The organism is Limimonas halophila, from assembly GCF_900100655.1.
GTDB classification, from domain to species: Bacteria; Pseudomonadota; Alphaproteobacteria; order Kiloniellales; family Rhodovibrionaceae; genus Limimonas; species Limimonas halophila.
The window spans coordinates 447,087-469,160 of sequence record NZ_FNCE01000001.1 but is presented as its reverse complement, the minus strand read 5'-3'; the positions used below and the strand labels follow the sequence as shown (position 1 = coordinate 469,160).

Annotated in this window: 20 protein-coding genes; 5 read left to right on the top strand and 15 right to left on the bottom strand. The window is 65.6% G+C overall.

Annotation, left to right across the window (positions count from 1 at the left end):
• Positions 1 to 58: 58 nt before the first annotated feature.
• From BLQ43_RS02185 to BLQ43_RS02175, 3 genes are all read right to left on the bottom strand, one after another.
• Positions 59 to 2,356 carry an nSTAND3 domain-containing NTPase gene (locus BLQ43_RS02185; RefSeq protein ID WP_090018650.1) on the bottom strand — a complete coding sequence of 766 codons (2,298 nt, stop codon included), beginning with the start codon at positions 2,354 to 2,356 and terminating at the stop codon, positions 59 to 61.
• A gap of 73 nt (positions 2,357 to 2,429) precedes the next feature.
• The gene (gene mobA / locus BLQ43_RS02180) at positions 2,430 to 3,068 is read right to left on the bottom strand and encodes a molybdenum cofactor guanylyltransferase MobA (RefSeq protein WP_090018466.1); all 639 of its coding nucleotides are present in this window, start codon (positions 3,066 to 3,068) and stop codon (positions 2,430 to 2,432) included.
• Entirely contained in the window at positions 3,061 to 4,020 is a 960-nt protein-coding gene (locus tag BLQ43_RS02175) for a formate dehydrogenase accessory sulfurtransferase FdhD (protein ID WP_090018465.1), read from the bottom strand. The genes mobA and BLQ43_RS02175 overlap by 8 nt, the downstream gene beginning before the upstream one ends.
• A 144-nt stretch (positions 4,021 to 4,164) precedes the next feature.
• Between BLQ43_RS02175 and BLQ43_RS02170 the strand changes: the two genes are divergently transcribed.
• The gene (locus BLQ43_RS02170; protein WP_090018649.1) at positions 4,165 to 5,181 is read left to right on the top strand and encodes a zinc-dependent alcohol dehydrogenase family protein; all 1,017 of its coding nucleotides are present in this window, start codon (positions 4,165 to 4,167) and stop codon (positions 5,179 to 5,181) included.
• 179 nt (positions 5,182 to 5,360) lie between these two features.
• Here BLQ43_RS02170 and BLQ43_RS14225 read toward each other — a convergent pair whose 3' ends face one another.
• The 3 genes from BLQ43_RS14225 to BLQ43_RS02160 all read right to left on the bottom strand — a co-directional run bounded on the left by BLQ43_RS14225 (position 5,361) and on the right by BLQ43_RS02160 (position 7,882).
• Complete coding sequence (locus BLQ43_RS14225; RefSeq protein ID WP_143006125.1) at positions 5,361 to 5,768, bottom strand: hypothetical protein; 408 nt, start codon at positions 5,766 to 5,768, stop codon at positions 5,361 to 5,363.
• 357 nt (positions 5,769 to 6,125) lie between these two features.
• Positions 6,126 to 6,941 carry a metal-dependent hydrolase gene (locus BLQ43_RS02165; RefSeq protein ID WP_090018464.1) on the bottom strand — a complete coding sequence of 272 codons (816 nt, stop codon included), beginning with the start codon at positions 6,939 to 6,941 and terminating at the stop codon, positions 6,126 to 6,128.
• Positions 6,942 to 7,000: 59 nt separating this feature from the next.
• On the bottom strand, positions 7,001 to 7,882 hold the full coding sequence (locus tag BLQ43_RS02160) for a substrate-binding domain-containing protein (RefSeq protein WP_218119087.1): 882 nt from the start codon (positions 7,880 to 7,882) through the stop codon (positions 7,001 to 7,003).
• 153 nt (positions 7,883 to 8,035) lie between these two features.
• On the opposite strand from BLQ43_RS02160, the gene moaA reads away from it, so the two are divergent.
• Together moaA and BLQ43_RS02150 are read left to right on the top strand one after the other, a co-directional pair.
• The gene (gene moaA / locus BLQ43_RS02155; protein ID WP_090018462.1) at positions 8,036 to 9,034 is read left to right on the top strand and encodes a GTP 3',8-cyclase MoaA; all 999 of its coding nucleotides are present in this window, start codon (positions 8,036 to 8,038) and stop codon (positions 9,032 to 9,034) included.
• On the top strand, positions 9,034 to 10,458 hold the full coding sequence (locus BLQ43_RS02150; protein WP_218119086.1) for an amidase: 1,425 nt from the start codon (positions 9,034 to 9,036) through the stop codon (positions 10,456 to 10,458). The genes moaA and BLQ43_RS02150 overlap by 1 nt, the downstream gene beginning before the upstream one ends.
• Before the next feature lie 11 nt (positions 10,459 to 10,469).
• On the opposite strand, the gene BLQ43_RS02145 is transcribed toward BLQ43_RS02150, so the two are convergent.
• Positions 10,470 to 11,261, bottom strand: coding sequence for an SDR family NAD(P)-dependent oxidoreductase (locus BLQ43_RS02145; RefSeq protein ID WP_090018460.1), 792 nt, complete (start codon positions 11,259 to 11,261; stop codon positions 10,470 to 10,472).
• Positions 11,262 to 11,392: 131 nt separating this feature from the next.
• On the opposite strand from BLQ43_RS02145, the gene BLQ43_RS02140 reads away from it, so the two are divergent.
• Together BLQ43_RS02140 and BLQ43_RS02135 are read left to right on the top strand one after the other, a co-directional pair.
• On the top strand, positions 11,393 to 12,160 hold the full coding sequence (locus tag BLQ43_RS02140) for an NAD kinase (protein WP_090018459.1): 768 nt from the start codon (positions 11,393 to 11,395) through the stop codon (positions 12,158 to 12,160).
• 174 nt (positions 12,161 to 12,334) lie between these two features.
• Positions 12,335 to 12,778, top strand: coding sequence for a PAS domain-containing protein (locus BLQ43_RS02135; RefSeq protein WP_176758471.1), 444 nt, complete (start codon positions 12,335 to 12,337; stop codon positions 12,776 to 12,778).
• A gap of 133 nt (positions 12,779 to 12,911) precedes the next feature.
• Here BLQ43_RS02135 and ftsH read toward each other — a convergent pair whose 3' ends face one another.
• From ftsH to tolQ, 8 genes are all read right to left on the bottom strand, one after another.
• On the bottom strand, positions 12,912 to 14,819 hold the full coding sequence (gene ftsH / locus BLQ43_RS02130; protein ID WP_090018457.1) for an ATP-dependent zinc metalloprotease FtsH: 1,908 nt from the start codon (positions 14,817 to 14,819) through the stop codon (positions 12,912 to 12,914).
• Positions 14,816 to 16,255, bottom strand: a complete 1,440-nt coding sequence (gene tilS / locus BLQ43_RS02125; RefSeq protein ID WP_143006124.1) for a tRNA lysidine(34) synthetase TilS — start codon at positions 16,253 to 16,255, stop codon at positions 14,816 to 14,818. The genes ftsH and tilS overlap by 4 nt, the downstream gene beginning before the upstream one ends.
• Positions 16,252 to 17,310, bottom strand: coding sequence for a tol-pal system protein YbgF (gene ybgF, locus BLQ43_RS02120; protein ID WP_143006123.1), 1,059 nt, complete (start codon positions 17,308 to 17,310; stop codon positions 16,252 to 16,254). Before ybgF ends, tilS begins: the two co-directional genes overlap by 4 nt.
• Before the next feature lie 90 nt (positions 17,311 to 17,400).
• Positions 17,401 to 17,982, bottom strand: coding sequence for a peptidoglycan-associated lipoprotein Pal (gene pal / locus BLQ43_RS02115; RefSeq protein ID WP_090018454.1), 582 nt, complete (start codon positions 17,980 to 17,982; stop codon positions 17,401 to 17,403).
• Positions 17,983 to 18,314: 332 nt separating this feature from the next.
• Positions 18,315 to 19,664: a Tol-Pal system beta propeller repeat protein TolB gene (gene tolB, locus BLQ43_RS02110; RefSeq protein ID WP_090018453.1), complete on the bottom strand. Its 1,350-nt coding sequence runs from the start codon at positions 19,662 to 19,664 to the stop codon at positions 18,315 to 18,317.
• A 136-nt stretch (positions 19,665 to 19,800) separates the two neighbouring features.
• On the bottom strand, positions 19,801 to 20,865 hold the full coding sequence (gene tolA / locus BLQ43_RS02105) for a cell envelope integrity protein TolA (protein ID WP_090018452.1): 1,065 nt from the start codon (positions 20,863 to 20,865) through the stop codon (positions 19,801 to 19,803).
• A gap of 4 nt (positions 20,866 to 20,869) precedes the next feature.
• Positions 20,870 to 21,319: a protein TolR gene (gene tolR / locus BLQ43_RS02100; protein WP_245659414.1), complete on the bottom strand. Its 450-nt coding sequence runs from the start codon at positions 21,317 to 21,319 to the stop codon at positions 20,870 to 20,872.
• Between the two features lie 3 nt (positions 21,320 to 21,322).
• Positions 21,323 to 22,054 (bottom strand): protein TolQ, encoded by a 732-nt coding sequence (tolQ, locus tag BLQ43_RS02095; protein ID WP_090018451.1) that lies wholly within the window; start codon positions 22,052 to 22,054, stop codon positions 21,323 to 21,325.
• Positions 22,055 to 22,074 lie beyond the last annotated feature (20 nt).

Below are 22,074 nucleotides of genomic sequence, written 5' to 3'. Positions count from 1 at the left end.
CGGAAGCCGCGAATATCAGCCCTTCCCCCCTTACCTGATCACGCGCTTGTAGCTGCGATTATTCCCACAACCCTCGAAACAGTTCCACCAACTCTTCGTCACTCACCTTTTCCGGCTCTCGCAATTGCCTACTTCGCAAACCACCTTCATTCAGCTCTTGCTCGCCAGATTCCATCTCGGCTAGCTTCTCATTTAAAGTTTCAATACTCTCAGTCAGGCCCAATCCATATCGTTTTTCTAGCCTATCAAGTTGCTCCCCCAATTCTACAAGAGCATTTTCATCATCACATAACCTAATCTCTTCAACCGCACCTTCACGAACGTAATGTTCGACAGCACTATAAACAACTTCTTCTCCAATATAACGCTCGATCACATTCATATAATCACCTTCAAGAACGATCTCCCAATCTCCTGCACTCGTTTCGTTTAAATTATCTTCAATCGCACTTGTTATTCGTTCCTTTGCATCTACAATTCTATCGCTCTCAATATAACCTATTTCATCCATAAGACTTGTACAATCCACTAGAACATACTGAAAATGCGTCCAGTAATTAATTTCTTTCAATACCCGCTCTACTAAAAGTTCTACAATTTTATCAATATTATTAAGGCTGACCTCTCTTGTTAATCCTTTCAGGAATCCAATCTTATCTTCTGCATCGTCATCCACGACACTAGACAAAACACTACCATCTTTTTGCTCTATTTTAATCGGACTTTCATTTATAACTTCTACTAGCTTCTTGGACACATCGGACTTCTTTTCCCTAAACTTTTCTACAATACGGGCTCCATTGTATTTTTTCCTTAAATTCCATAAAACTCTCAACTGTTTCGTAGCAACACACGATTTAATAATATCATCAATATTTCCCGTATTCTCGACTAATCGGTATTCAATAAAGTCTTCTACCGACGGATTAATAAACGAGACCTCCTTTTTTCCTGTTTTTGTGAACGACCCTTCTATTTTTTTTATTCCAGACGAAAAATCATTTTTCCTCCAACTACAGTTGTATTGCTCTCGACAATATTTATGCAAACTTATGAACGCATGTTCTAAATGTTCGAGTGATGCTGTCGAATCCAAGGTGTAAAGGGTGAAAAGAATATTACGCGATGCATCATCAATTTGATGGTCAAACGCATGGTTCCATATCCTCTCGGGATAATCCATTAAATTTTTAATATGAGATTGATAATTTTTCAGGCCTACAGCATGCGCCTCCTCATAGTTTGATAGCCACTCAATCACACGAGGATTGAAATTTGGATGATCGATAATTTCCAAGAAAAAATTGTCTCGCATTATTTCTTCTAGAAACTGCGGTGGCACAGAACTGAAATATAAATGATTAAACAACATTTTTCCTTTATGCCATCGATCATAATCATCCAATGTAATTACACATTTCCGCTTTGACAAATTAATATGCGCGAATCGGTCCGAAATGCCAAGTGCATCTCGAAAAATATGCTCTCGGCTCGTAAGTATAAAACGCTTATTAGAGCTTCTTTGTACTATATCAATAAATCGTGAAACAGACTGGTCTTCATTTTTTCCAAGATACTCTTTTCGTTCGCCCAAAAATGTTCTTCCTAAAAAATCATCAAAATATATAACTTGTCTTTTGTCTTTCTTATACATATTTTTAGCCTCCTTTATATCAGATTCTACAATAATAGGCTCATAATTCATTTGTATATGACTTAATATAAGCATATCGGCCAAAGTACTTTTGCCAATTCCAGGCGCACCGGTAACAACAACAACATTATTTTCTTCAAGCTTTGTGAGCGCACGGCCGTACGCGTCAGTTTGGACCAAGACCGGTAACTTTTCCTGTATTCGCTCAATTTCAGAACTTATGTTGAAGCTCTCTGCCGCGTGAACTATATTCTCTAAGACTGCTGTGCTCGTTAGCCAAAGTTTATAATGCTTCTTTTCCACGTCCGGGTTTTGCCGGATCAGCGCCTCTATCTCGTCTCGTCCGTATATATCTTGGGGAGATTGTACGTACGGCTCTAACGATTCCTTAATCTCGTCCTTCTTATGCGGGGTTAGCGGTACAGACGTAACCACTATATATTGCTCTGGATTCAATGCTTTTATTTTCTTATACTCGTTTTCAATCAAATTGTTCAATAGCCGTTTATATCCAGATCTCTCGTAGTGCTTACATTGAACGATTACGGAACCACCTTTTAGAGAAGTATGGCGAAGATCGATTCCTTTGTCTTTTCCGGACGTAAAGGATTCGATTCGCACACTCCATTCTGCTTTCAGAAGATCAAGGATCAACTCCTCGAAGTCTAATGATGAAAGCTTTGATAAGTTATAGTCACTCATGTTGTCAGCCCTTTAGAAACCGCTTCTGGATCTTTTGGGTATGGAAAACAAAGATGCGCTCGTAGCGTCAATCTTATTTATCGCCCAACACCCGCTCCGCTTCGGCCAGATCGTCGGGGTGGTTGGTGTTGAAAAAGGGGTCGAGGGGGCCGGTGGGTGTGTCGATAAGGGGGAAGTCCACGGTCGTCAGGCGGTGGCGGGCGGTCCAGACGTCCACCTTGCGGATCTCTTCGTCCACCACGGCCGCACGCAGGTCGTCGCGCAGGCGCACCGGCCACAGCCCGAACACGGGGTGGCTGCGGCCCTGGCTGGCGGCGCAGGCGAGGTCCGCGTCCTCGCGGTCCACCGCGCGCAGCAGGCGGTCCACGATGTCCGGCGGGAAGAAGGGCGCGTCGCAGGCGAAGGTGGCGATCCAGCGGCAGTCGGGCGCGTTCGCTGCCGCCCATTCCATGCCCGTCAGCACGCCCGCGAGCGGGCCGGCGTAGCCCTCGACCACGTCCGGCGTCACCGGCAGGCCGTAGCCGTCGAAGCGCGCCGGATCGCCGTTGGCGTTGATGACGAGGCGGTCCACCTGCGGCGCCGCGCGGTCGCGGATGCGGGCCAGCAGCGTTTGGCCGTTGAGCTCGCGCAGGGCCTTGTCGCCGCCCCCCATGCGCCGCGACTTGCCGCCCGCCAGCAGCACGCCGCAGACCTTGTCCAGCCGTTCAGCCATCGCCGCGCCCCGCCTTGCGCTGGTGCTTGGGGTCTTCCTCGCTCACCTGCGACGGGTCGGCGTCGCGCACGATTCGGTGCTCGCCCGCCAGCGCCATGAAGCGCTTGCCCTTGGCGCGCCCGATCAGCGTCAGGTCGGCTTGGCGCGCCAGCTCAACGCCCCAGGCGGTGAAGCCGGAGCGCGACATCAGCACGGGAATGCCCATCTGCACCGTCTTGATCACCATTTCCGAGGTCAGCCGCCCCGTGGTGTAGAAGGTTTTGTCGCCCGCGGAAATCCCGTGCCGGAACATGTAGCCGGCGATCTTGTCGACGGCGTTGTGGCGGCCGACGTCCTCCATGTAGAGCAGCGGCCGGTTCTCCTTGCACAGCACGCAGCCGTGGATGGCCCCGGCTTCCAGGTAGAGGCTGGGCGTGGCGTTGATCGTCTTCGTCAACTCGTAGAGCCAGGAGGTGCGGATCTCCGTGTTCGTCGGCAGCGCGATGGACTCGAAGCTCTCCATGATGTCGCCGAAGACGGTGCCCTGGGCGCAGCCGGAGGTGCGCGTCTTCTTCTTCAGCTTTTCCTCGTAGTTCGTCGCGCGCTGGGTGCGCACGACCACCACCTCCAGCTCGTCGTCGTAGTCCACGCCCTCCAGCACGTCGTCGGGGCGCAGCATGTTCTGGTTCAAGAGAAAGCCGACGGCGAGGTATTCCGGGTAGTCGTTGACCGTCATCGCCGTGACGATTTCCTGGTCGTTGAGGAAGATCGTCAGCGGGCGCTCGATCACCACCGGCGTCTCGATGGGCTGATCGTCCTGGTCGACGCCGTGGACCCATTGCGTGAGCCTCGGATCCTGCGGCGCCGGCCGCACCCAGTACTGGTCCAGCGTGGCCTGATCGACCGTCTTGGGCTGGGCGCGCTTGACCGTGCGCGCCTCCGCCTCGCTGCGGCTGGCGGCGTCGTCAGGCATGGCGGCCTCCCCGCATGTGTCTCGTTGCCCCGCATATGCGCCCTGAGCGCCGGTGCGACAAGTTGTGCCGGCGCGTCGCCGCGCCCCCGTGCGAAATGCTAAGCTCTGCGGTGTTCGGGTGTGAGTCGCTGGAGGATGGCCGCCATGCGCGCGATGGTGCTGCACGACCAGGATGAGCCGCTTGCGGCGGAAGACGTCGCGGTTCCCGAGCCGGCCGCGAACCAGGTGCGCGTGCGCATTTCCGCCTGTGGAGTGTGCCGCACGGACCTGCACGTCCTCGACGGCGACCTGGCCCACCCCAAGCCGGACGTCATCCCCGGTCACGAGATCGTCGGCACCGTCGATGCCGTCGGCGCGAATGTCGCGGGCTTCGACCAGGGCCAGCGCGTGGGCATCCCCTGGCTGGGCTGGACCTGCGGCGAATGTGTCTATTGCCGCGCGGGCCAGGAAAACCTGTGCGAGAACGCGGGCTTTACCGGCTACACCCTGGACGGCGGCTACGCGCAATACGCCGTGGCGGACGCGCGCTACGTCTTCGCCATTCCCGAGAGCCAGCAGTCGGACGCCGAGATGGCGCCGCTGCTGTGCGCGGGGCTGATCGGCTACCGGTCGCTGCGCAAGGCGGGCGACGGCAAACGGCTGGGCCTCTACGGCTTCGGTGCCGCCGCGCACATCATCGCCCAGGTCGCCACCTGGCAGGGCCGCACGATCCACGCCTTCGTGCGCCCCGGCGACGCGGGTGCCAAGCGCTTCGCCAAGGACCTGGGCGCGGCCACGGCCCAGGACAGCGATCAGCCCGCGCCCGAGCCGTTGGACGCCGCGATCATCTTCGCGCCCGTGGGCGAGCTGGTGCCCGCCGCGCTGCGCGCCGTCCGGCCCGGCGGCACGGTGGTCTGCGCCGGGATTCACATGAGCGACATCCCGAGCTTCCCCTACGAGATCCTGTGGCGCGAGCGCGAGGTCGTCTCGGTCGCCAACCTCACGCGCCGGGACGGCGAGGAATTCCTACAGATCGCGCCCAAGGTGCCCGTGACCACGCAGGTGGAAACCTTCCCACTCGACCAGGCCAACGAGGCCCTGCGCCGCCTGCGCGAGGGCGAGCTGCACGGGGCGGCGGTTCTTGTAATGGAAATGCCTACAGAAGAGCCGAATAGAATTTAGAGCATCGTGCATGAAATCGTGTCTGCCGAGAAGGCCGGAAACCTCACGCTAGGTTCCTGTCTTTCCTGTGCGAGCAGATTCACGCACGAGCAAGCAGAATCACGCGGGTGATTCTGCTTTACGGCGATCTGCTCTAGCGAGTGCGCATCACATGAATCTGACATATAAAATAAGGCTTTTTAGGTGAATTTTGGATTGCATTTTTCCAGATATTGCCACAACGATTTAGCGTCCTTTGTGGTCAATATCCGAACCTCCCACTCACCTAGATTGTTTTCAGTGCATCCGAAAATATTATTTATTTTGTCAAAATCATAAAATCCGGAATCCAAAGCTGGCTTTCTTATATAAAACAAAATGGATTCTCTATTAACAATAAATGAAAATTCATCCTTTTCCGTTTTTACATTACGGATTTTGAAGCTTTTCTTATTTTTATCGTTTTTGACGGCTTTCGGTATACATTTGTATTTTTCTAACGAGGCAGAAATTCCAATAAGATAAAAAAACGCATCTCGAACGTCTTCTTGATTTATATAATCCGAGAACATTTTGACAAGCTTCGGATCAGCACGCTCGTCAATCATATCCAAACCCTCCATACTGCTTTATAGTATAATTTATAATTCTATAATAAAGCCGTGGGCAGCCGCAACGGAAGGCGACCGTAAAGAATTAAGAACGTCCGCCCCAAACCGTCATGGCCGTGTTATCTGGCTTTCAGGCGATGAATGCGTGTCGTCATAGCCCCCCACGCCTGTTTCCGAAAAAGAAGCCCGATACTGTAAAGGAGAAAGAACCCTGACGAGATCCCGCTGATACATCCCCGGCTTGTTGTCGTTGCCGCTCGGTGAGCACACCTATGAGGGACGGCGGATTGCCGCCTTGCGGCGGCGACGCCGCAGGCGGGCCTACGGCCAATCCGCCCTACCCCGGAATCGGGTTCAGAAATCCTTGGTTTCGCCCGGCTCCATGACGACGACCTCGCCGTCGTAGTCGCGGTCGTCGAGGGCGTTTTGGAACGCTTCGGGCGTGCCGGTGAGCATGTCGAAGGCGCTGTGGTGGATAGGCACCACGGTGTCCGTGCCGAGCAGCTCGGTCACGGCCGCGGCGCCATTGCCCGGCCCCATCGTGAAGCGGTCGCCGACGGGCAGGAAGGCCACGTCGGGCTCGTGCTGCGCGGCGATCCAGCGCATCTCGGCGAACGGCCCGGTGTCGCCGGCGTGGTAGAGCGTCGTCCCGTCCGGCAGGTCGATGACGTAGCCGGCCGGCTCGCCGCCGGGGAAGTTGTGCTTCTTGGCGCTGTCGTCGGCGCCGTACATCACGTTGGAGCTGTGCTCGGCCGGCACCATCGTCACCGAGACGCCGTCCAGCGGGGTGATTGTGCCGCCCTTGTTGAAGCGGATGAGCTGCTCGCCGGGGATGATGCCCTCGGTGCGGAAGGTGTTGCCCATGTCCGCGTTCAACGCCACGTCCGCGCCCGTTTGCTCGGCCAGCGCCGGCGCGTCGGCGATGTGGTCGAAGTGGCCGTGCGTGAGCAGGATCAGGTCCGTTTCGCCGTGGGTGCTCAGGTCCTTCGCCGCCTCCGGCGTCACCGGGTTCTTGCGCACGAAGGGATCGACCATGATCGTCTGATCGTTCTGCGTCTTGATCTTTAGTGTCGCCTGGCCAAGGAACTGGACGTCGGCCGCGTGGGCGGACGCGGCGAAGAGGCCGGCGGCGGCCACCAGACCCAGATGGCGCATCGCGTGCTTCAGCATCGATCCACTCCTTCTTGATCGCGAGCGCCAAGCTAGCAAACGGGCGCGGCCGCAACCACTCACGGGCCGTTCACCTGAACCGTTCCGAGAGACGCGATGTCGTAGCCGCCCAGGCGGGTGGCCTCGGCGCGAAACCCCGCCGAGCGCGCGAAGGCGAACAGCGCCTGCAGCGGCGGCTCGAAGGCGGCGCGGCGATCCAGCAGCAGGTCGAAGCGCTCCCAGGTCAGCGGCACGAAGCCCAGGCCCAGGCCGCGCGCCGCCGCTTCCACCGCCAGCCCGGCCCGCGCCCGGCCCTGGAGAACGGCCATGCCGACCTCGGTTTCGCCGTGGGCCGTGTCCTCGACAAAGCGCGGCGCGTCGACGCTGTAGCCGAGGTCCGCCAGCATCCGGCCGAGCAGCAGCCCGCTGCCCGAGTCCGCCTGCCGGCGCGCCAGCGGCAGGCCGCGCTCGACCACGTCCGCCAGGCCGGTGACGCCGTCCGGATTGCCCGCCGGCAGCACCAGCCCCTGCCGCCGCCACGCCCAGGTGAGCAGGACGCAGCCGCGCACCGCCGCGCTCGTGCGCACGGCGTGGACGTTGAAATCGCCGCTGTCGGGATCGTGCAGATGCAGCCCCGCCGCGGCTGCCCGCCCCTGCTCCACCTGGCGCAGGCCGTCCGTGCTGCCGCCCGGCATGAGCGCCAGCCCGCTCTCGCTGGCGCGCACCGCCCAACTCAAAAGCGGGTCGTGGCTGCCCGCGAGCACGTTCGCCGGCCGGGCCGCGCCGGGATCGGGGCCTTCGAGCTGCTCCACCAGCCAGCGGTCCACCATGGGGCGCGGAAACAGCCACTTGCCGGTGGCGCGCGTGCATGGAATGGCGCGCTGGCGCACCAGCTCGTAGACGCGGCGCTCGGTGATGCGCAGGTAGGCGGCGACCTCGCGCGTGGTCAGATAGGCGTTCACCCGCACCCTCCCGGGGTCGGTCCGCGGCCTGTTTGGCGCGGTGCGGCAAAGGCCCACATCGGCTATGGGCGACGTGCGCGCGCGGGCGCGTTAAAGTCAAGGCGTACACCCACGCTGCTGACCACCTGAGCCGCTGCAAGGGCGAGGCGAACCATGAGCCAGCTGGTCGATCCCTTCGGCCGCGAGATCACCTACGTGCGCGTGTCCGTGACGGATCGCTGCGACTTCCGCTGCGTCTACTGCATGGCGGAGGACATGACCTTCCTGCCCAAGCGGGAAATCCTCTCGCTGGAGGAGCTGGACCGCCTGTGCTCCACGCTCGTGCGCCTGGGCGTGGACAAGCTGCGCCTGACGGGCGGCGAGCCGCTGGTGCGCCGGAACATCATGTGGCTGATCGAGCGCCTGAGCCGCCACCTGGACAGCGGCGATCTGCGCGAACTGACGCTGACCACCAACGCCAGCCAGCTGGAAAAGCACGCCCACCGGCTGCGCGAGCTGGGCGTGGAGCGCGTCAACGTTTCCTTCGACAGCCTGGACCGCGAGAAGTTCAAGGCGATCACGCGCTGGGGCAACTACGACAAGGTGATGCGCGGGCTGGAAGCGGCGAAGGACGCCGGCCTGCACGTCAAGCTCAACACCGTGGCGCTCAAGGGCGTGAACGACGACGAGTTCGAGACGCTCATGCACTGGGCGCACGAGCAGGGCTGGGACATCACCTTCATCGAGGTCATGCCGCTCGGCGACGTGGGCGAAAGCCGGCTGGAGCAGTTCTACCCGCTGTCGATGCTGCGCGGCGAGCTGGCGAAAAAGTACACGCTCAGCGACATCCCCTACAAAACGGGCGGCCCCGCCCGCTACGTGCAGGTCGCGGAAACCGGCGGGCGCGTGGGCTTCATCACGCCCATGACCCACAACTTCTGCGAAAGCTGCAACCGCGTGCGCGTCGACTGCGTGGGCACGATGCACATGTGCCTGGGCCAGGAAGATTCGGCCGACCTGCGCACGCCGCTGCGGCAGAGCGACGACGACGGCCCGCTGATCGACGCCATCCACGAGGCCATCGCGCGCAAGCCCAAGGGCCACGACTTCGTCATCGACCGCCGCCACCAGCGCCCCGCCGTCAGCCGCCACATGAGCGTGACCGGCGGGTGATGGACTGGGCAAGCTACGCGCAACATGACGCCGTTGGCCTGGGCGAGCTGGTCGCCCGGCGCGAGGTCCACCCGCGCGAGTTGCTGGACGCCGCGCGGGATGCGGCGGACCGCCTGAACCCGGAGTTGAACGCCGTCGTCGCACGCCTGGACGACCGTGCCGAGCGCGCGGCGGATGTTGTCGACCCCGGCGCCTCGCCGCTGGCGGGCGTGCCCTACCTCCTCAAGGATCTTGGCGTGGGCATCGAGGGCGTGCCCACCAGCCACGGCTGCGGGCTCTTCCGGGACACGCCCATGCCGGAGACCAGCACCGCCGTCGCGCGCAGCAAGGCGGCCGGGCTGGTCATCTTCGGCAAGACCAACACCCCGGAATTCGGGCTGTCGCTGTCGACGGAGCCGCGCGCCTTCGGCCCCACGCGCAACCCGCACGACCTCCGGCGCAGCGCCGGCGGCTCCAGCGGCGGCTCGGCCGCGGCCGTGGCGAGCGGCATCGTCCCCGCCGCCCACGCGTCCGACGGCGGCGGCTCCATCCGCTGCCCGGCCTCGGTGTGCGGGCTCTTCGGGCTCAAACCCACGCGCGCCCGCGTGCCCATGGGGCCGACCGCCGCCGAGGCGTGGAACGGCATGGCGACGATGCACGCGATCACGCGCAGCGTGCGCGATTCCGCCGCCCTGCTCGACGTCGCCGCCGGCCCGGAACCGGGCGATCCCTACGCCGCGCCGCCGCCCGACCGGCCCTACCTGGATGAGGTCGGGCGCGACCCGGGCACGCTGCGCATCGCCCTCACCCGCGACGGCGACGTGCCCAGCGACGGCGCCTGCCGGGCTGCCGTCGAGCGCGTGGCGCGCATGTGCGAGGACCTGGTCCACCGCGTCGAGGAAACCGCGCCGGCCTTCGACCACGACGCGCTGCGCACGGCGCTGCTGACGCTCGTGACCGTGCATTCGGCCGCGCAGCTCGATCAGATCGCCGAGCTGCTGGGCCGCGAGCTTCAGCCGGGCGAGCTGGAGGCCTTTACCGAAGCTCTCGCCGCGCAGGGCCGGCCCGTGCCGGGCACGGAGATGGTGCGCATGCGCGACACCATCCTGGGCCTGGGCCGACGCTTCGGGCGCTTTTTCCAGGGCTTCGACATCTGGCTCACGCCCACCCTGGCGCAGCCGCCGGCCAAGCTGGGCTGGCTGGACCCGGACGGCGTGGACGCCGAAACGCTGCTGACACGGCACACGCTCTACGGCCCCTTCCTGCCCCTGGCGAACGCCACGGGCTGTCCGGCCGCCAACCTGCCGCTCGTGTGGTCGGAGGACGGCCTGCCGCTCGGCGTCATGGCGATGGCACCGTTCGGCCGCGAGGATCGGCTGCTCCGGCTCGCGGCGCAGCTGGAGGCGGCGCATCCGGACGCATGGGGGATCACGACGGCGCAGTAAGCGGTCCGGCGTCAGCGCCCAAGCGTGCGCTTGGCGAAGCCCATGGCCAGGTTGAGGCCCGACGCCGCCAGCTTGCGCGGCACGAAGTAGGGTGTCAGGACCGCCCGGCTGCCGGCGCCGCAGACGTGGACGGTGTGGCGGCCGAGCGCGCGCAGCCCCTGTTTCGCCACGTCCTCGGGCTCCGCGGCGAAGGGAACCTGACCGCGCAGCCCGGCGCGACCGGCGATGGCGGTGCGCGTAGCGCCGGGACACAACGCCAGCACATCCAGCGGCTGGCGGCACACCTCCTCCGCGAAGGCTTCCGTCCAGCTCAGGATGAAGGCCTTGCTGGCGCTGTAGGTCGCCACATAGGGCACGGGCGAGACGGCGAAGGTGCTGGAGACGTTGATGAGCCCGGCGTTGCGCCCCGTGACGCGGGCGCGCTCCAGCATCGTCGGCAGCAGCCGCACCGACAGCTCCACGGGCGCGGTGCAGTTGAGCACCGTGGTGTCGATCTCGGCCTGCGGATCGTTGTCCAACACCGCGCCGAACTGGCCCATCCCGGCGTTGTTGACCAGCAGATCGACAGCGTGCGCCTCGGCGCGCTCGATCAGGCGGGCACGGTCCGCGCCGCGCGTGAGGTCGGCCTGGAGGGTGTCCACGATGCGCTCGCCGACCTGAAGCTCGGCCCGCATCTGCTCCAGCCGCTCGGGGCTGCGCCCGGTCAGCAGCAGGTTGGTTTCGGCGGGCAGCGTGCGCGCGAACGCCGCGCCGATGCCGCTGGTGGCGCCGGTGACGAGGGCGAAGCGGTGGGCTGATGCCATGACGGTCCCCGCAGCGTGGCCGAGTGTCCGATCACAAGATCGCGCCGCGCAGGCGGGTGTCAAATGCGCCGCCGGGTGGCCGCCCGCCCGCGCGCCGGTTAGGGTCACGCGCACGCACCGAGGAGATGCCCATGCGCCGACGGCACATCGGCTTCGTCGCCTCCGAGGCCGAGGAAGCCCAGGACGCCCTGGCCGAGCTGCAGGCCCGCTACACCCATGTTCCGCCCGAAGAGGCCGACGTCATCGTGGCGCTGGGCGGCGACGGGCTGATGCTGGAAAGCCTGCACACCTACATGGACCAACAGATCCCGATTTACGGGATGAACCGGGGCACCGTCGGCTTCCTGATGAACGAATACAGCCCCGACAACCTGCGCGAGCGCCTGGACCGCGCCGACGAGGTGCAGCTGCATCCGCTACGCATGCTCGCCGAGCGCACCGACGGCACCGAGCGCGACGCCCTGGCAATCAACGAGGTGTCGCTGCTGCGCGAAAGCCGGCAGGCGGCCAAGATCGACGTGCGGATCGACCACGTCACGCGCCTGGAGGAGCTGACCTGCGACGGCATCATCGTGGCCACACCAGCGGGCAGCACGGCCTACAACCTCTCCGCCCACGGCCCCATCATCCCCATCGGCGCGCCCCTGCTGGCGCTGACGCCCATCAGCGCCTTCCGCCCGCGCCGCTGGCGCGGCGCCCTCCTGCCCCACAAGGCGCGCCTGACCTTCAACATCCGCGAAGCCCGCAAGCGCCCGGTGAGCGCCACGGCGGACTACACCGAGGTGCGCGACGTGCGCTCGGTGACGGTGTATGAGGACCGCGACATCACCTCGCACCTGCTCTTCGACCCCGAGCACAACCTGGAAGAGCGCATCCTGAAGGAACAGTTCCTGCCCTGATCCCGTCACTGGCGGAGCGCCTTCGGCGCTCTCCATGCGCCGGAAGCGCACCGGCACGTTACAAATTCAACCCTTTTTATGCGCTGGCGGTTGTCGTAGCGTGGGGTGCGGCGTCAGGGTTAAGACATTGTTACGGGTCGCGAGCCGCCGGCTTTGAGGTCATCCGAATACCCCGTGGATCTTGCCGAACAGGAGGTCCGCTCGCCCAGCATCCACGAAGCGCTGCGGTACTGGCGCGGCCGGATTCCACCGGGTCAGCGCGTGCCGCCGCGGCGCCACATTGATCCACTGGACATGCCGCGCCTGCTGCCGGCGATCATCATGCTGGACGTCCACCGGGACCCGCTGCGATTCGAGATCCGGTTGGCCGGCACGGCCATCCGAGAGATTTACGCGGCGGAACTGACCGGTATCACGATCGCGGCCGATGACGCGTCGCCGTTATCGACCGACGCCTACCCGCGCCTCATGCACGCTGTGAACGAAGCCGCACCGGTCTTCGCCCGCAACGCGGTGCACTGGCAGGGCCGCGACCACGTCCGCTACGATGTCGCCCATCTCCCCCTGGGCGCGGACGACCGCATCGAAAAGATCCTGACGCTGATCGAGCGGGTGTAGCCGGCGGCAGATATCGCCGAAAAACGCCTCCGCAACCGGGTCAGCGGTAACGTCGAGCAGGTCCCCGGACAAAAGCGGGCGGTGCCTGGGGAGCCCAGACACCGCCCGAGACATGGCTGAAGCCGCCGCAGCGTCAGTTCGGTTGCGGCTCGGGTTCCCAGCCGCCGGAGGTGCGGCCCGAGGTGGGAACGGACGAGCGGCGGCCGCGGGCCGGGGTGTCGTCCGGCTCGTCGCGGTCGATGGGCTCGTCGTTGATCACCTTCTGCACCTCGTCGGCACTGAGCGTCTCGTATTCCAGGAGCGCCTTGGCAAGCTTGTGCAAGTCGTCCAGGTGCTCGGTCAGGACCTCGCGCGCGCGCGCCTCCGCCTCGTGGATGAAGCGGTGGACCTCCTCGTCGATCAGGCGCGCGGTGTGCTCCGAAAGGTTCTTGTGCTGGCCGACCTGCTGGCCGAGGAAGATGTCCTGCTGGTTCTCGGAGTAGCGCAGCGGGCCCAGGCGCTCGCTCATGCCCCACTCGGTCACCATGCGGCGGGCGAGCTGCGTCGCCTGCTTGATGTCGTTGCCGGCGCCCGTGGTGACGTGGTCCGTGCCGTAGATCAGATCTTCGGCCACGCGGCCCCCGAACATCATCGCCAGCCGCCCGGTGATCTCGCTCTTCTTGTAGCCGTAGCGGTCCTTTTCGGGCAGCGACATTGTCACGCCCATGGCCTGCCCGCGCGGGATGATGGTGACCTTGTGCAGCGGGTCGTTGCCGCGAACGAAGAGGGAGACGATGGCGTGGCCGCCCTCGTGATAGGCGGTGAGCTCCTTCTCGTCCTCGGTCATGACCATCGAGCGCCGCTCGGCGCCCATGAGCACCTTGTCCTTCGCCGCCTCGAAGTCGTTCATCGTCACCACGCGCTTGTTGGCGCGCGCGGCGACCAGCGCCGCCTCGTTGGTTAGGTTGGCGAGATCGGCGCCGGAGAAACCGGGCGTGCCGCGCGCGATCACACGGGCGTCCACGTCGGGCGACAGCGGCAGCTTGCGCATGTGCACGCGCAGAATGCGCTCGCGGCCCACAACGTCCGGGTTGGGCACGGTGATCTGGCGGTCGAAGCGGCCCGGCCGCAGCAGCGCGGGGTCGAGCACGTCCGGGCGGTTGGTGGCGGCGACGAGGATGATGCCCTCGTTCGACTCGAAGCCGTCCATCTCCACCAGCAGCTGGTTGAGCGTCTGCTCGCGCTCGTCGTTGCCGCCGCCCAGGCCGGCCCCGCGCTGACGGCCCACGGCGTCCAGCTCGTCGATGAAGACGATGCAGGGCGCGTTCTTCTTTGCCTGCTCGAACATGTCGCGCACGCGGCTGGCGCCCACGCCAACGAACATCTCCACGAAGTCCGAGCCGGAGATGGTGAAGAAGGGCACGTTGGCCTCACCGGCGATCGCACGGGCCAGCAGCGTCTTGCCGGTGCCCGGCGGGCCGACGAGCAGCAGGCCCTTGGGGATGCGGCCGCCCAGGCGCTGGAACTTCGCGGGCTCGCGCAGGAAGTCGACGACCTCCTCCAGCTCCTGCTTGGCTTCCTCGATGCCGGCGACGTCCTCGAAGGTCACCGTGCCGGTCTTCTCCGTGAGCATCTTGGCCTTGGACTTGCCGAAGCCCATGGCGCCGCCACGGCCGCCGCCCTGCATCTGGCGCATGAAGAAGATCCACACGCCGATCAGCAGCAGCATCGGGAACCAGGAGATCAGCACCGACAGCAGCGGGTTCATCTCCTCCTTGGGCTTGGCGGAGATGTGCACGCCGTTGTCCTTGAGGGTCTGAACCAGACTGGAGTCCTCGGGCGCGTTCGTCTTGAACTGGCGGCCGTCCTGGAACTGCCCGGTGATGGTCTGACCCTGGATCGTCACGCTGTTCACACGGCCGTCGGTCACGCGCTCCATGAAGTTGGAGTACGCGATCTCCTGATGCGGGCCGCGCTGTTGCGAGCCCTGGAAGAGATTGAACAGGGCGAACAGCAGCAGGACGACGATGATCCACAGGGCCGCATTGCGCGAGAAGTTCACGGTTCCCGATCCTTTTCAGCCGTTTCGCGGCCGGCGCGCCCCGGAGCGGCGCCGCCATGATGGCTCACGTCTCTAGACATAATGTCGACAGGTCGCGGAGCAACTGTAAAGGCTGGCGGGGCCAGCCCGCACGCGGGGCTGTGACACCACGCCGCCAGCTCCCCGGCGCCGGCATCCGCGCGCGTCCAGCCCAGATCCGGGACGTGCCGCGGCCCGTGTTCGTCCCGCACGGCCATGAGCGCAGGCCGCGCCGGCGGGGGCACGGCCGTGGCGCGCAGCGACGGCGCATCCGCCGTGAGCCGCACCCAGCCGTCATGGCCGAGCGGCGCCGCAACCAAGCCGTCCGGCGCGTCCGGGGACAACCGTACGGTGAAGCGCCCGTCGACCCGGGTCGTCCGCCCGGGTTCGAGCGGCGTCGCCGGGGTCCGCCCGACCTCGCGCACGACCAGCCAGCCGTTCCGGTGCGGCACGATGCGGCAGCCGCCGAGCGTGCGCGCCTGTGTGAATCCCTCGGCCAGCGCCCCCGCCAGCCGGTCGAGCCGCTGTGCGCGCGGCGCCTGCGTCCGCCCGCCGACCGCGCAGATAAGGCGCGCCAGCGCGTCGCGGGCGAGCGGCAGCGGCGGCTCGCCCCATTCCTCCGCGTCAACGACGGCGTAACCCGAGGGTTCAAGGCGCGCCGCCCCAGCGAGCAGCTCGGTGCACGCCGTTTCCACCACCTGCCGGGCGCGGCCCATGCCGTGCGCGATCTCCGCCAGCGTCGCGGCGTCCAGGCCAGCCTCGGCGAGCGCCGGCATGGCGTGGCGGACGCGCGTGCGGGTGAAGCGGCGGTCCGCGTTGCTCGGGTCGCGCACCCAGTTTAGCCCGCGCGCCCGGAGCGTGGCTTCCAGCCGCGCCCGCGCCACCGGCAGCAGCGGCCGGATCAGGCGCACACCATCCCGCCGACGCACCGCCGGCATCCCGGCGAGGCCCGCCGGGCCGGTTTCGGCGCGCACGCGCAGCAGGACGGTTTCCGCCTGATCGTTCAGGTGGTGGGCCAGCGCCAGATCCGCCAGCCCGGCGTCCCGGCACGCGGCGATGAGCGCGGCGTAGCGCGCCTCACGGATCGCGGCCTGACCCGCATCAGGCGAGAGCGCCGGATCGGGATGCAGGATGGTATGCGGGATGCGGTGGGCGGCGCACACCTCGCCAACCCAGCGGGCCTCGGCGGCGGCCTCGGCACGCAGGCCGTGATCGACCGTGAAGGCGTGGATCAACCGGCCGTCCGCCACCGCCCAGTCGGCCAGGAGCGTCAGAAGCGCGAGGCTGTCCGCCCCGCCGGACACGGCGACCCCGATGGGCGCCCGGGCGTCATCGGGCGCGAGAGGCGCCATCAGGGAATCGAAGGTGTCCGGGCCGAGCGGCTCGGCGGTCCCGACCCGGCCGGGATCAGGACTCACGCCTTGGGACAGTCCAGCTTCTGTTGCTCGCGCTTGGCGCGCTGGCGGATGTTCGCGGGCGCGTCGGGGTAGCGCTTCATCAGTTCGCGGAAGATCCCGCACGCGTCCTCGGTGCGTTCCAGCGCGGCCAGCGACATCCCGAGCTTCAAGAGATTGTCGGGTGCCTTGTTGCCCTCTGGATAGGTCTTGTAGCCCTCCGCGAAGGTCGCGGCGGCCTTCTTGTAGTTCCCGCGAACGTAGTAGGTCTCGCCCAGCCAGTACTTGGCGTTGCCGGCGAGGTCGTGCTCGGGATGCGCCTTGACGAAGGCCTGGAGCGCCGTTTCCGCCTTGCCGTAGTCGGCCTGCTGCAACAGCCGGAAGGCATGCTGGTACTGCTTGCCCGGCGCCTTGTCGGGAAGGACGTCGCTGGCGTCGTTGCTCGGCCCGCTCGGCTGCTCGCTGCGCAGATCGTCGACCGTCTTCTGCGACACGCTGCCGAGCGTCTGCGTGTCCCCCTCGCCGTTCTGCTGGCCGCCGGCAGCCGAGGCCGAGCCGGCCTGCCCGCTGGCAGACGCCGTCTGCGCGCCGCCACCGACCGGCACGGCGGGCTTCTGGACGCCGCCGACCGACCCCGCGGCGGTGCCGCCGCTCACCTGCTTCTCCAGACGGCTCAGCCGGAAGTTCACGTCCTTTGCCAGCCGGTCGACGCGCTGGCTGAGCTTGCGCAGCTTGAAGCCGGTTTCCTCGATCTGGCCCGTGAGCCGCTGGAGCTGCTCGGTCAGGCTGGAGACGCGGCTTTGCAGCTGCGCCGCCGCGGCGGACGGCATGCCGCCGCCCTGCCCGCCGGCGTTTGCCTGCGATTGCGACGGCTCGGGCTCGGGCGGTTCCTCGCCCTTGTAGACGGCGCGCTGCAGCGTTTGAACCTCGCGCTGCAGGCGCTCGATCTTCTGCACGAGGTTCTGGAGGTTCCCGTCGCTCTGCGCCCCGGCCGGCATGGGCGCCAGCAGCGCCAGCACAACCGGCGCCGCCAGCACGAGCCCGCATCGGCCAACCGTGCCCCGTCGACTGCGTGGCATCGTCGTCACTCCTTGCCTCCGAGCCGTTTCAGGACCGGCGTGGCCGATCTTCATGGCACAAATGTGGACGCCAAGCGGCGCTCACCGCGATCAGGTCGTGCCCGCGGCCGTGTCGTCCACCTTGAAGACGGCGCGCCGGTTTTTCGCCCAGGCCTCTTCATTGGAGCCGAGCACCGCCGGGCGCTCCTCGCCGTAGGAGACCGTCTGCAGGCGATTGGGGTTGATGCCGAGCGCCACGAGGTAGTCCTTGACCGCGCTGGCGCGGCGGGCGCCCAGGGCGAGGTTGTACTCGCGCGTGCCGCGCTCGTCGGCGTGCCCCTCGATCGTGATCGTGGTGTCGGCGTTCTCGCGCATCCACGCGGCCAAGCGCTCGATCGTCTGCTTCGCCTCATCGCTCAGCGAGGATTTGTCGAAGGCGAAGAAGACGCGGTCGCCAACGTCGACGACGAGATCCTGCTGCGTACCCGGCTCGGGGCCCTCGTCCAGCTCCTCCTGCTGGACGTCGCCGGTCTCGGCCTTTTCACCCTGCGTCGTGCCCGACTGGTCGCCGCTGCTCTGCGTTTCGACCTGGGTTTCCGTGTTCGTGCTGGTCTGTTCGGCCTGCTTGTCCGGCGTGGTCGAGCACGCCGCCAGAAGCAGCGCGGCGGTCAGCGCGGATGCGAGTCGCCACATGGTTGTCCCCTTTGCGATCTGTCCCCGGCGGTTGGTGTGGTGAGCGCCCGCGATCCGGGTCGGCCCCCTTGGATGTGCGCCCTCGGGATGGCGGTGCGGCGCCCGACGCATCCACCGGTCCCCCGGTCCGATGGGCGGCGGGCACGGATGTCAGTCGGGCAGAGCCTAGCCACACCGCCAAGTCGCTTCAAGATCACCTGGAAGGCACCGGCACCCCGGTTTCGCGTAAACGACAAATCGAACCATTCGTCGGATCGCGCGCACCGGGGTGAATCCATGTCTTTCATCGAAAAAACGCTGCGCTTTCGACGGGCCCGGGCGACGCGCCGCGCTTACGGCAGCGGCGGCGACCAGGACGGATCGGAGGCATCCATGGGGGTTTCCAGCTCCTGTTCGTTGAAGCCGGTCAGATCGATGGTGCGCAGCGAACTCTTGAACTCGCCTTCGTCATTCGCCCGATCGCGGCGGAAGAAGCACAGCACGCGGCCGTTGGGCGCCCAGCTCGGCCCTTCCACGCGGTAGCCCTTGGTGAGCATGCGCTCGTCGGAACCGTCGGGGCGCATGACCCCGATGTAGAAGACGCCATCCGCCTGGCGCGTGAAGGCGATCAGGTCGCCGCGCGGCGACCACACGGGGGTGGCGTAGCGCCCGTCGCCGAAGGAGATGCGGGTCACGTCGGTGCCGTCGGCGTTCATCGTGTAGAGTTGCAGGCTCCCGCCCCGGTTGGAGTTGAACACCAGCCGATTGCCGTCGGGCGCATAGGACGCCGAGATGTCGATCGAGGGTCCTTCGGTCAGGCGCCGGCGCTCGCGCGTGCGCAGATCCAGCTCGTAAAGGTCGGCGTTGCCTTCGGTGTCCAGCGCCATGACGACGTGGTTGCCGTCGGGGTGGAAGCGCGGCGCGAAGGTCATGCCCGGAAACTCGCCGATCACCTCGCGCTGGCCGGTGTTGAGGTTGTAGAGGTAGACGCGCGGCATGCGCTGGACGTAGCTGACGTAGGTGATTTCCTGCGTCGTCGGCGAGAAGCGCGGCGTGAGCACGAGGTTGGCGCCATCCGTCAGGTAGCGGTGGTTGGCGCCGTCCTGGTCCATGATCGCGAGCCGCTTGGTGCGGTCGGTCTGCGGTCCCTCGGCGGCGATGTAGACGATGCGCGTGTCGAAGTAGCCCTGCTCGCCGGTCAGCTCGCGGTAGATGGCGTCGGAGATGATGTGCGCCACGCGCCGCCAGTTGTCCGGCTGCGTGGTGTAGGCCAGCCCCGTCATCTGCTGCTCGGCGAAGACGTCCCACAGCCGGAAGGCGACTCGCAGCTGGCCGTTCTCCGCCTCGCGCATGGAGCCGCTGACCAGCGCCTGGGCGTTGATCTGGCGCCAGTCGGAAAAGCGCGGGCCGCCCTGCAGGCTCGCCGGTTCCTGGATGAAGGCGCGCTGGTCGATGGGCTCGAACAGCGCCGAGCGTTGCATGTTCTGCGTGATGACGTCACGGATCCGCCCGCCGCGCTCGTGCAGCGCCGCGCTGGACCCGTGAAAGTCGGTCACCGCGATGGGCAGCGGCTCCACCTGCCCGCGCGTGATGTCCAGCTTCAGCGCCGCCCTGACCGCGGGTGCGAGCGTCATCGCCGGCGCGGCCGCGAGGGCGGTGCGGAAACTGGTCGAGAGAAAGCGTCGGCGGCTCCACGGCGCCATGGTGTCTCCGTTTGCGGCTCGGTCCCCGCGGCCGGGTGCGCCGGCCTTGGGCAAGGGATGGGGCACGGACGGGGCAAAAGTTTGGCCCGGCGCCAACGTTTTTGTGGTCACCCGCCATCAGGATGGCAAGCGACGGTCATGAGTCCAGCATCTCCTTGGGGTCAAAGGTCAGCTCCATGACGCGCCACGTGTCGTACGCATCCGGCGGGAGGCTTTCCAGCGGCGAGCAGATGTGCACCGCGCGCGCGGCGCTACGCGCGGCGGCGGAGAAGAAGGAGTTGTCCATGCGCTCGTCGTTCCGGATCTCGATCGAGCCCACCGAGCGGTCCGGGTTGAAGGTGACGCGCAGCTTCACCACCAGCTCTTCAGCGTCGCGCGCGCCCGCCGGGACGTTCCAGCACCCCTCGATCTCGCGGCGGATGGCCTGGCGCTGGCTGGCCGTGACGCGGTCGCTCTGCTTCTCGGCCGCGGCCTGCTGCTCGCGCGGTTCCTCGGGCGCCGGCTCGTCGGCCTTGGCCTGATCCGGTTGCGACTCGTTCCCCAGGGACTTTTCCACGTCCTTGAGGATCGAATCCAGGTTGCGTTCCGAGGACTCCTCGGACTTTTCGGCCATTTCCACGCGCGGCTTTTCCGGCGGCTGCGCGGGCGTGGGCTCGGGCTGCTGGTCCTGCGCTTCCGGCGCCGACTCCTCGGGCTCGGGTTCCGGATCGGGCTGCTCGGCGGGCTCCGGTTCCGGCTTCTCCGGGCGCTGCTGCGGCGTCGGCGGTGCTGGCTCCGCCTCCGGTTCCGGTTCGGGCGCGGGGTCCGGGGTCTCCGCCGGCTGCACCGCCGCCTGCTGCTTGGGCTCGGGCTCCGGTTCCGGCGCGGGCTCGGGATCGGGCTGCTGCGCACTTTCGGGCACGGCCGGCGCGCTCGACGTATCGGCCTGCTCCTGTGGCGGCTCAGGGGCGGGCTCCGCCGGCTCCTCCGGCGGATCGGGGGCCTGCTCTTCCGGCTCCTCGGGCTTTGCCTGCTTTGGCTCGCTTTCTTTCGGTTCCGGCGGCGCCTCGCCGAGCTGCTTCGCTAACTCCTCCTCGCTGACGACGCTGACGGGCACGGGCTGCTCCGCGGGCATGGGATCGCCGAAATCGGGGGCGCCCACGGTCAGGCCGACGGCCACCGCCAGGTGAAGCAACAGCGAATAGACCAGCGGCGAGCGCATGGGCTCACTGGCCCTTGCGGTTGGACACGAGCGCGACGCGCGTGAAGCCGGCGTCGTTGATGATCCCCATCACCTCCATGATCTCGCCGTAGGCCAAGCGCTCGTCCCCGCGCACATAGATGCGCGTACCCGGCTTGCGCTCGGTGATGGCGCGCAGCCGCGGGACCAGCTTGCCCGGTTCCACCTCGGTTTCCTGCAGGAAGATGGTGCCGTCCTGCTTGACCGTGACCACCAGCGGCTCGACGGGCTCGTTCACCGTCTGCGCATCCGTACGCGGCAGCTGCACGGGCACGGCCACGGTGATGAGCGGCGCCGTCACCATGAAGACGATGAGCAGCACCAGCATGACGTCCACGAAGGGCGTCACGTTGATCTGGCTCATGGGCGTGTGGCCGCGCCGGCGCCGCCCCCGGCGCCCGAGCTTGGGCCCGCCGTTCATGTCGCCGCCGGCCATGGCTTACTGCATCTCCTCGAGCTGACGCGACAGGATCGCCGAGAACTCCCCGGCGAAGGCCTCGGTGCGGTCGCCGAAGCGCGTGATATCCGTCGTCAGCTTGTTGTAGGCCACGACCGCCGGAATCGCCGCCACCAGGCCGAGCGCCGTGGCGAACAGCGCCTCCGCGATGCCGGGCGCCACCACGGCCAGCGAGGTGTTCTGCGACGCGGCGATCGAGGTGAAGGAATTCATGATCCCCCACACCGTGCCGAACAATCCCACGAACGGCGCGGCCGAGCCGACCGAGGCCAGGAAGATCATCTGGCGTTCCAGGCGCGACATCTCGCGCCCCATCGTGACGTCCATGACGCGCTCGACGCGCTGCTGCAGGCTCTGCACCGTCTCGTCCCTGGCCGAGGACGCGCGCGCGGTGAAGCGCCGCCACTCGCGCATGGCCGCCACGAACACCGCCGACAGCGGGTCCGTCGGCGCGAGCGCCACGCGGTCGTAGAGATCATCGAGCGAGCCGCCCGACCAGAAGATTTCCTCGAAGGCGTCGGCACGCCGGCGCAGACGGCGCAACGTCACGGCCTTCTCGAAGATGATGGCCCAGGTCCAGACGGACGCCGCGATCAGCAGCAGCATCACGAACTTGACCACGATGTCGGCGTCCACGAACAGCGACCACAGGGTCAGGTCGTTGGCCGCGGCGGGGCCCACGGTCTGTGCGGTCTCGACAGCGGCGTTCGCCATGGCGTGTCCGGCTCTTTCGT

Coding starts and splice junctions, on each gene's coding strand:
- BLQ43_RS02185 (WP_090018650.1), bottom strand. CDS start 2,356: ATGAGTGACTATAACTTATCAAAGCTTTCATCATTAGACTTCGAGGAG.
- mobA (WP_090018466.1), bottom strand. CDS start 3,068: ATGGCTGAACGGCTGGACAAGGTCTGCGGCGTGCTGCTGGCGGGCGGC.
- BLQ43_RS02175 (WP_090018465.1), bottom strand. CDS start 4,020: ATGCCTGACGACGCCGCCAGCCGCAGCGAGGCGGAGGCGCGCACGGTC.
- BLQ43_RS02170 (WP_090018649.1), top strand. CDS start 4,165: ATGCGCGCGATGGTGCTGCACGACCAGGATGAGCCGCTTGCGGCGGAA.
- BLQ43_RS14225 (WP_143006125.1), bottom strand. CDS start 5,768: ATGATTGACGAGCGTGCTGATCCGAAGCTTGTCAAAATGTTCTCGGAT.
- BLQ43_RS02165 (WP_090018464.1), bottom strand. CDS start 6,941: ATGCTGAAGCACGCGATGCGCCATCTGGGTCTGGTGGCCGCCGCCGGC.
- moaA (WP_090018462.1), top strand. CDS start 8,036: ATGAGCCAGCTGGTCGATCCCTTCGGCCGCGAGATCACCTACGTGCGC.
- BLQ43_RS02150 (WP_218119086.1), top strand. CDS start 9,034: ATGGACTGGGCAAGCTACGCGCAACATGACGCCGTTGGCCTGGGCGAG.
- BLQ43_RS02145 (WP_090018460.1), bottom strand. CDS start 11,261: ATGGCATCAGCCCACCGCTTCGCCCTCGTCACCGGCGCCACCAGCGGC.
- BLQ43_RS02140 (WP_090018459.1), top strand. CDS start 11,393: ATGCGCCGACGGCACATCGGCTTCGTCGCCTCCGAGGCCGAGGAAGCC.
- ybgF (WP_143006123.1), bottom strand. CDS start 17,310: ATGCCACGCAGTCGACGGGGCACGGTTGGCCGATGCGGGCTCGTGCTG.
- pal (WP_090018454.1), bottom strand. CDS start 17,982: ATGTGGCGACTCGCATCCGCGCTGACCGCCGCGCTGCTTCTGGCGGCG.
- tolB (WP_090018453.1), bottom strand. CDS start 19,664: ATGGCGCCGTGGAGCCGCCGACGCTTTCTCTCGACCAGTTTCCGCACC.
- tolA (WP_090018452.1), bottom strand. CDS start 20,865: ATGCGCTCGCCGCTGGTCTATTCGCTGTTGCTTCACCTGGCGGTGGCC.
- tolR (WP_245659414.1), bottom strand. CDS start 21,319: ATGGCCGGCGGCGACATGAACGGCGGGCCCAAGCTCGGGCGCCGGGGG.
- tolQ (WP_090018451.1), bottom strand. CDS start 22,054: ATGGCGAACGCCGCTGTCGAGACCGCACAGACCGTGGGCCCCGCCGCG.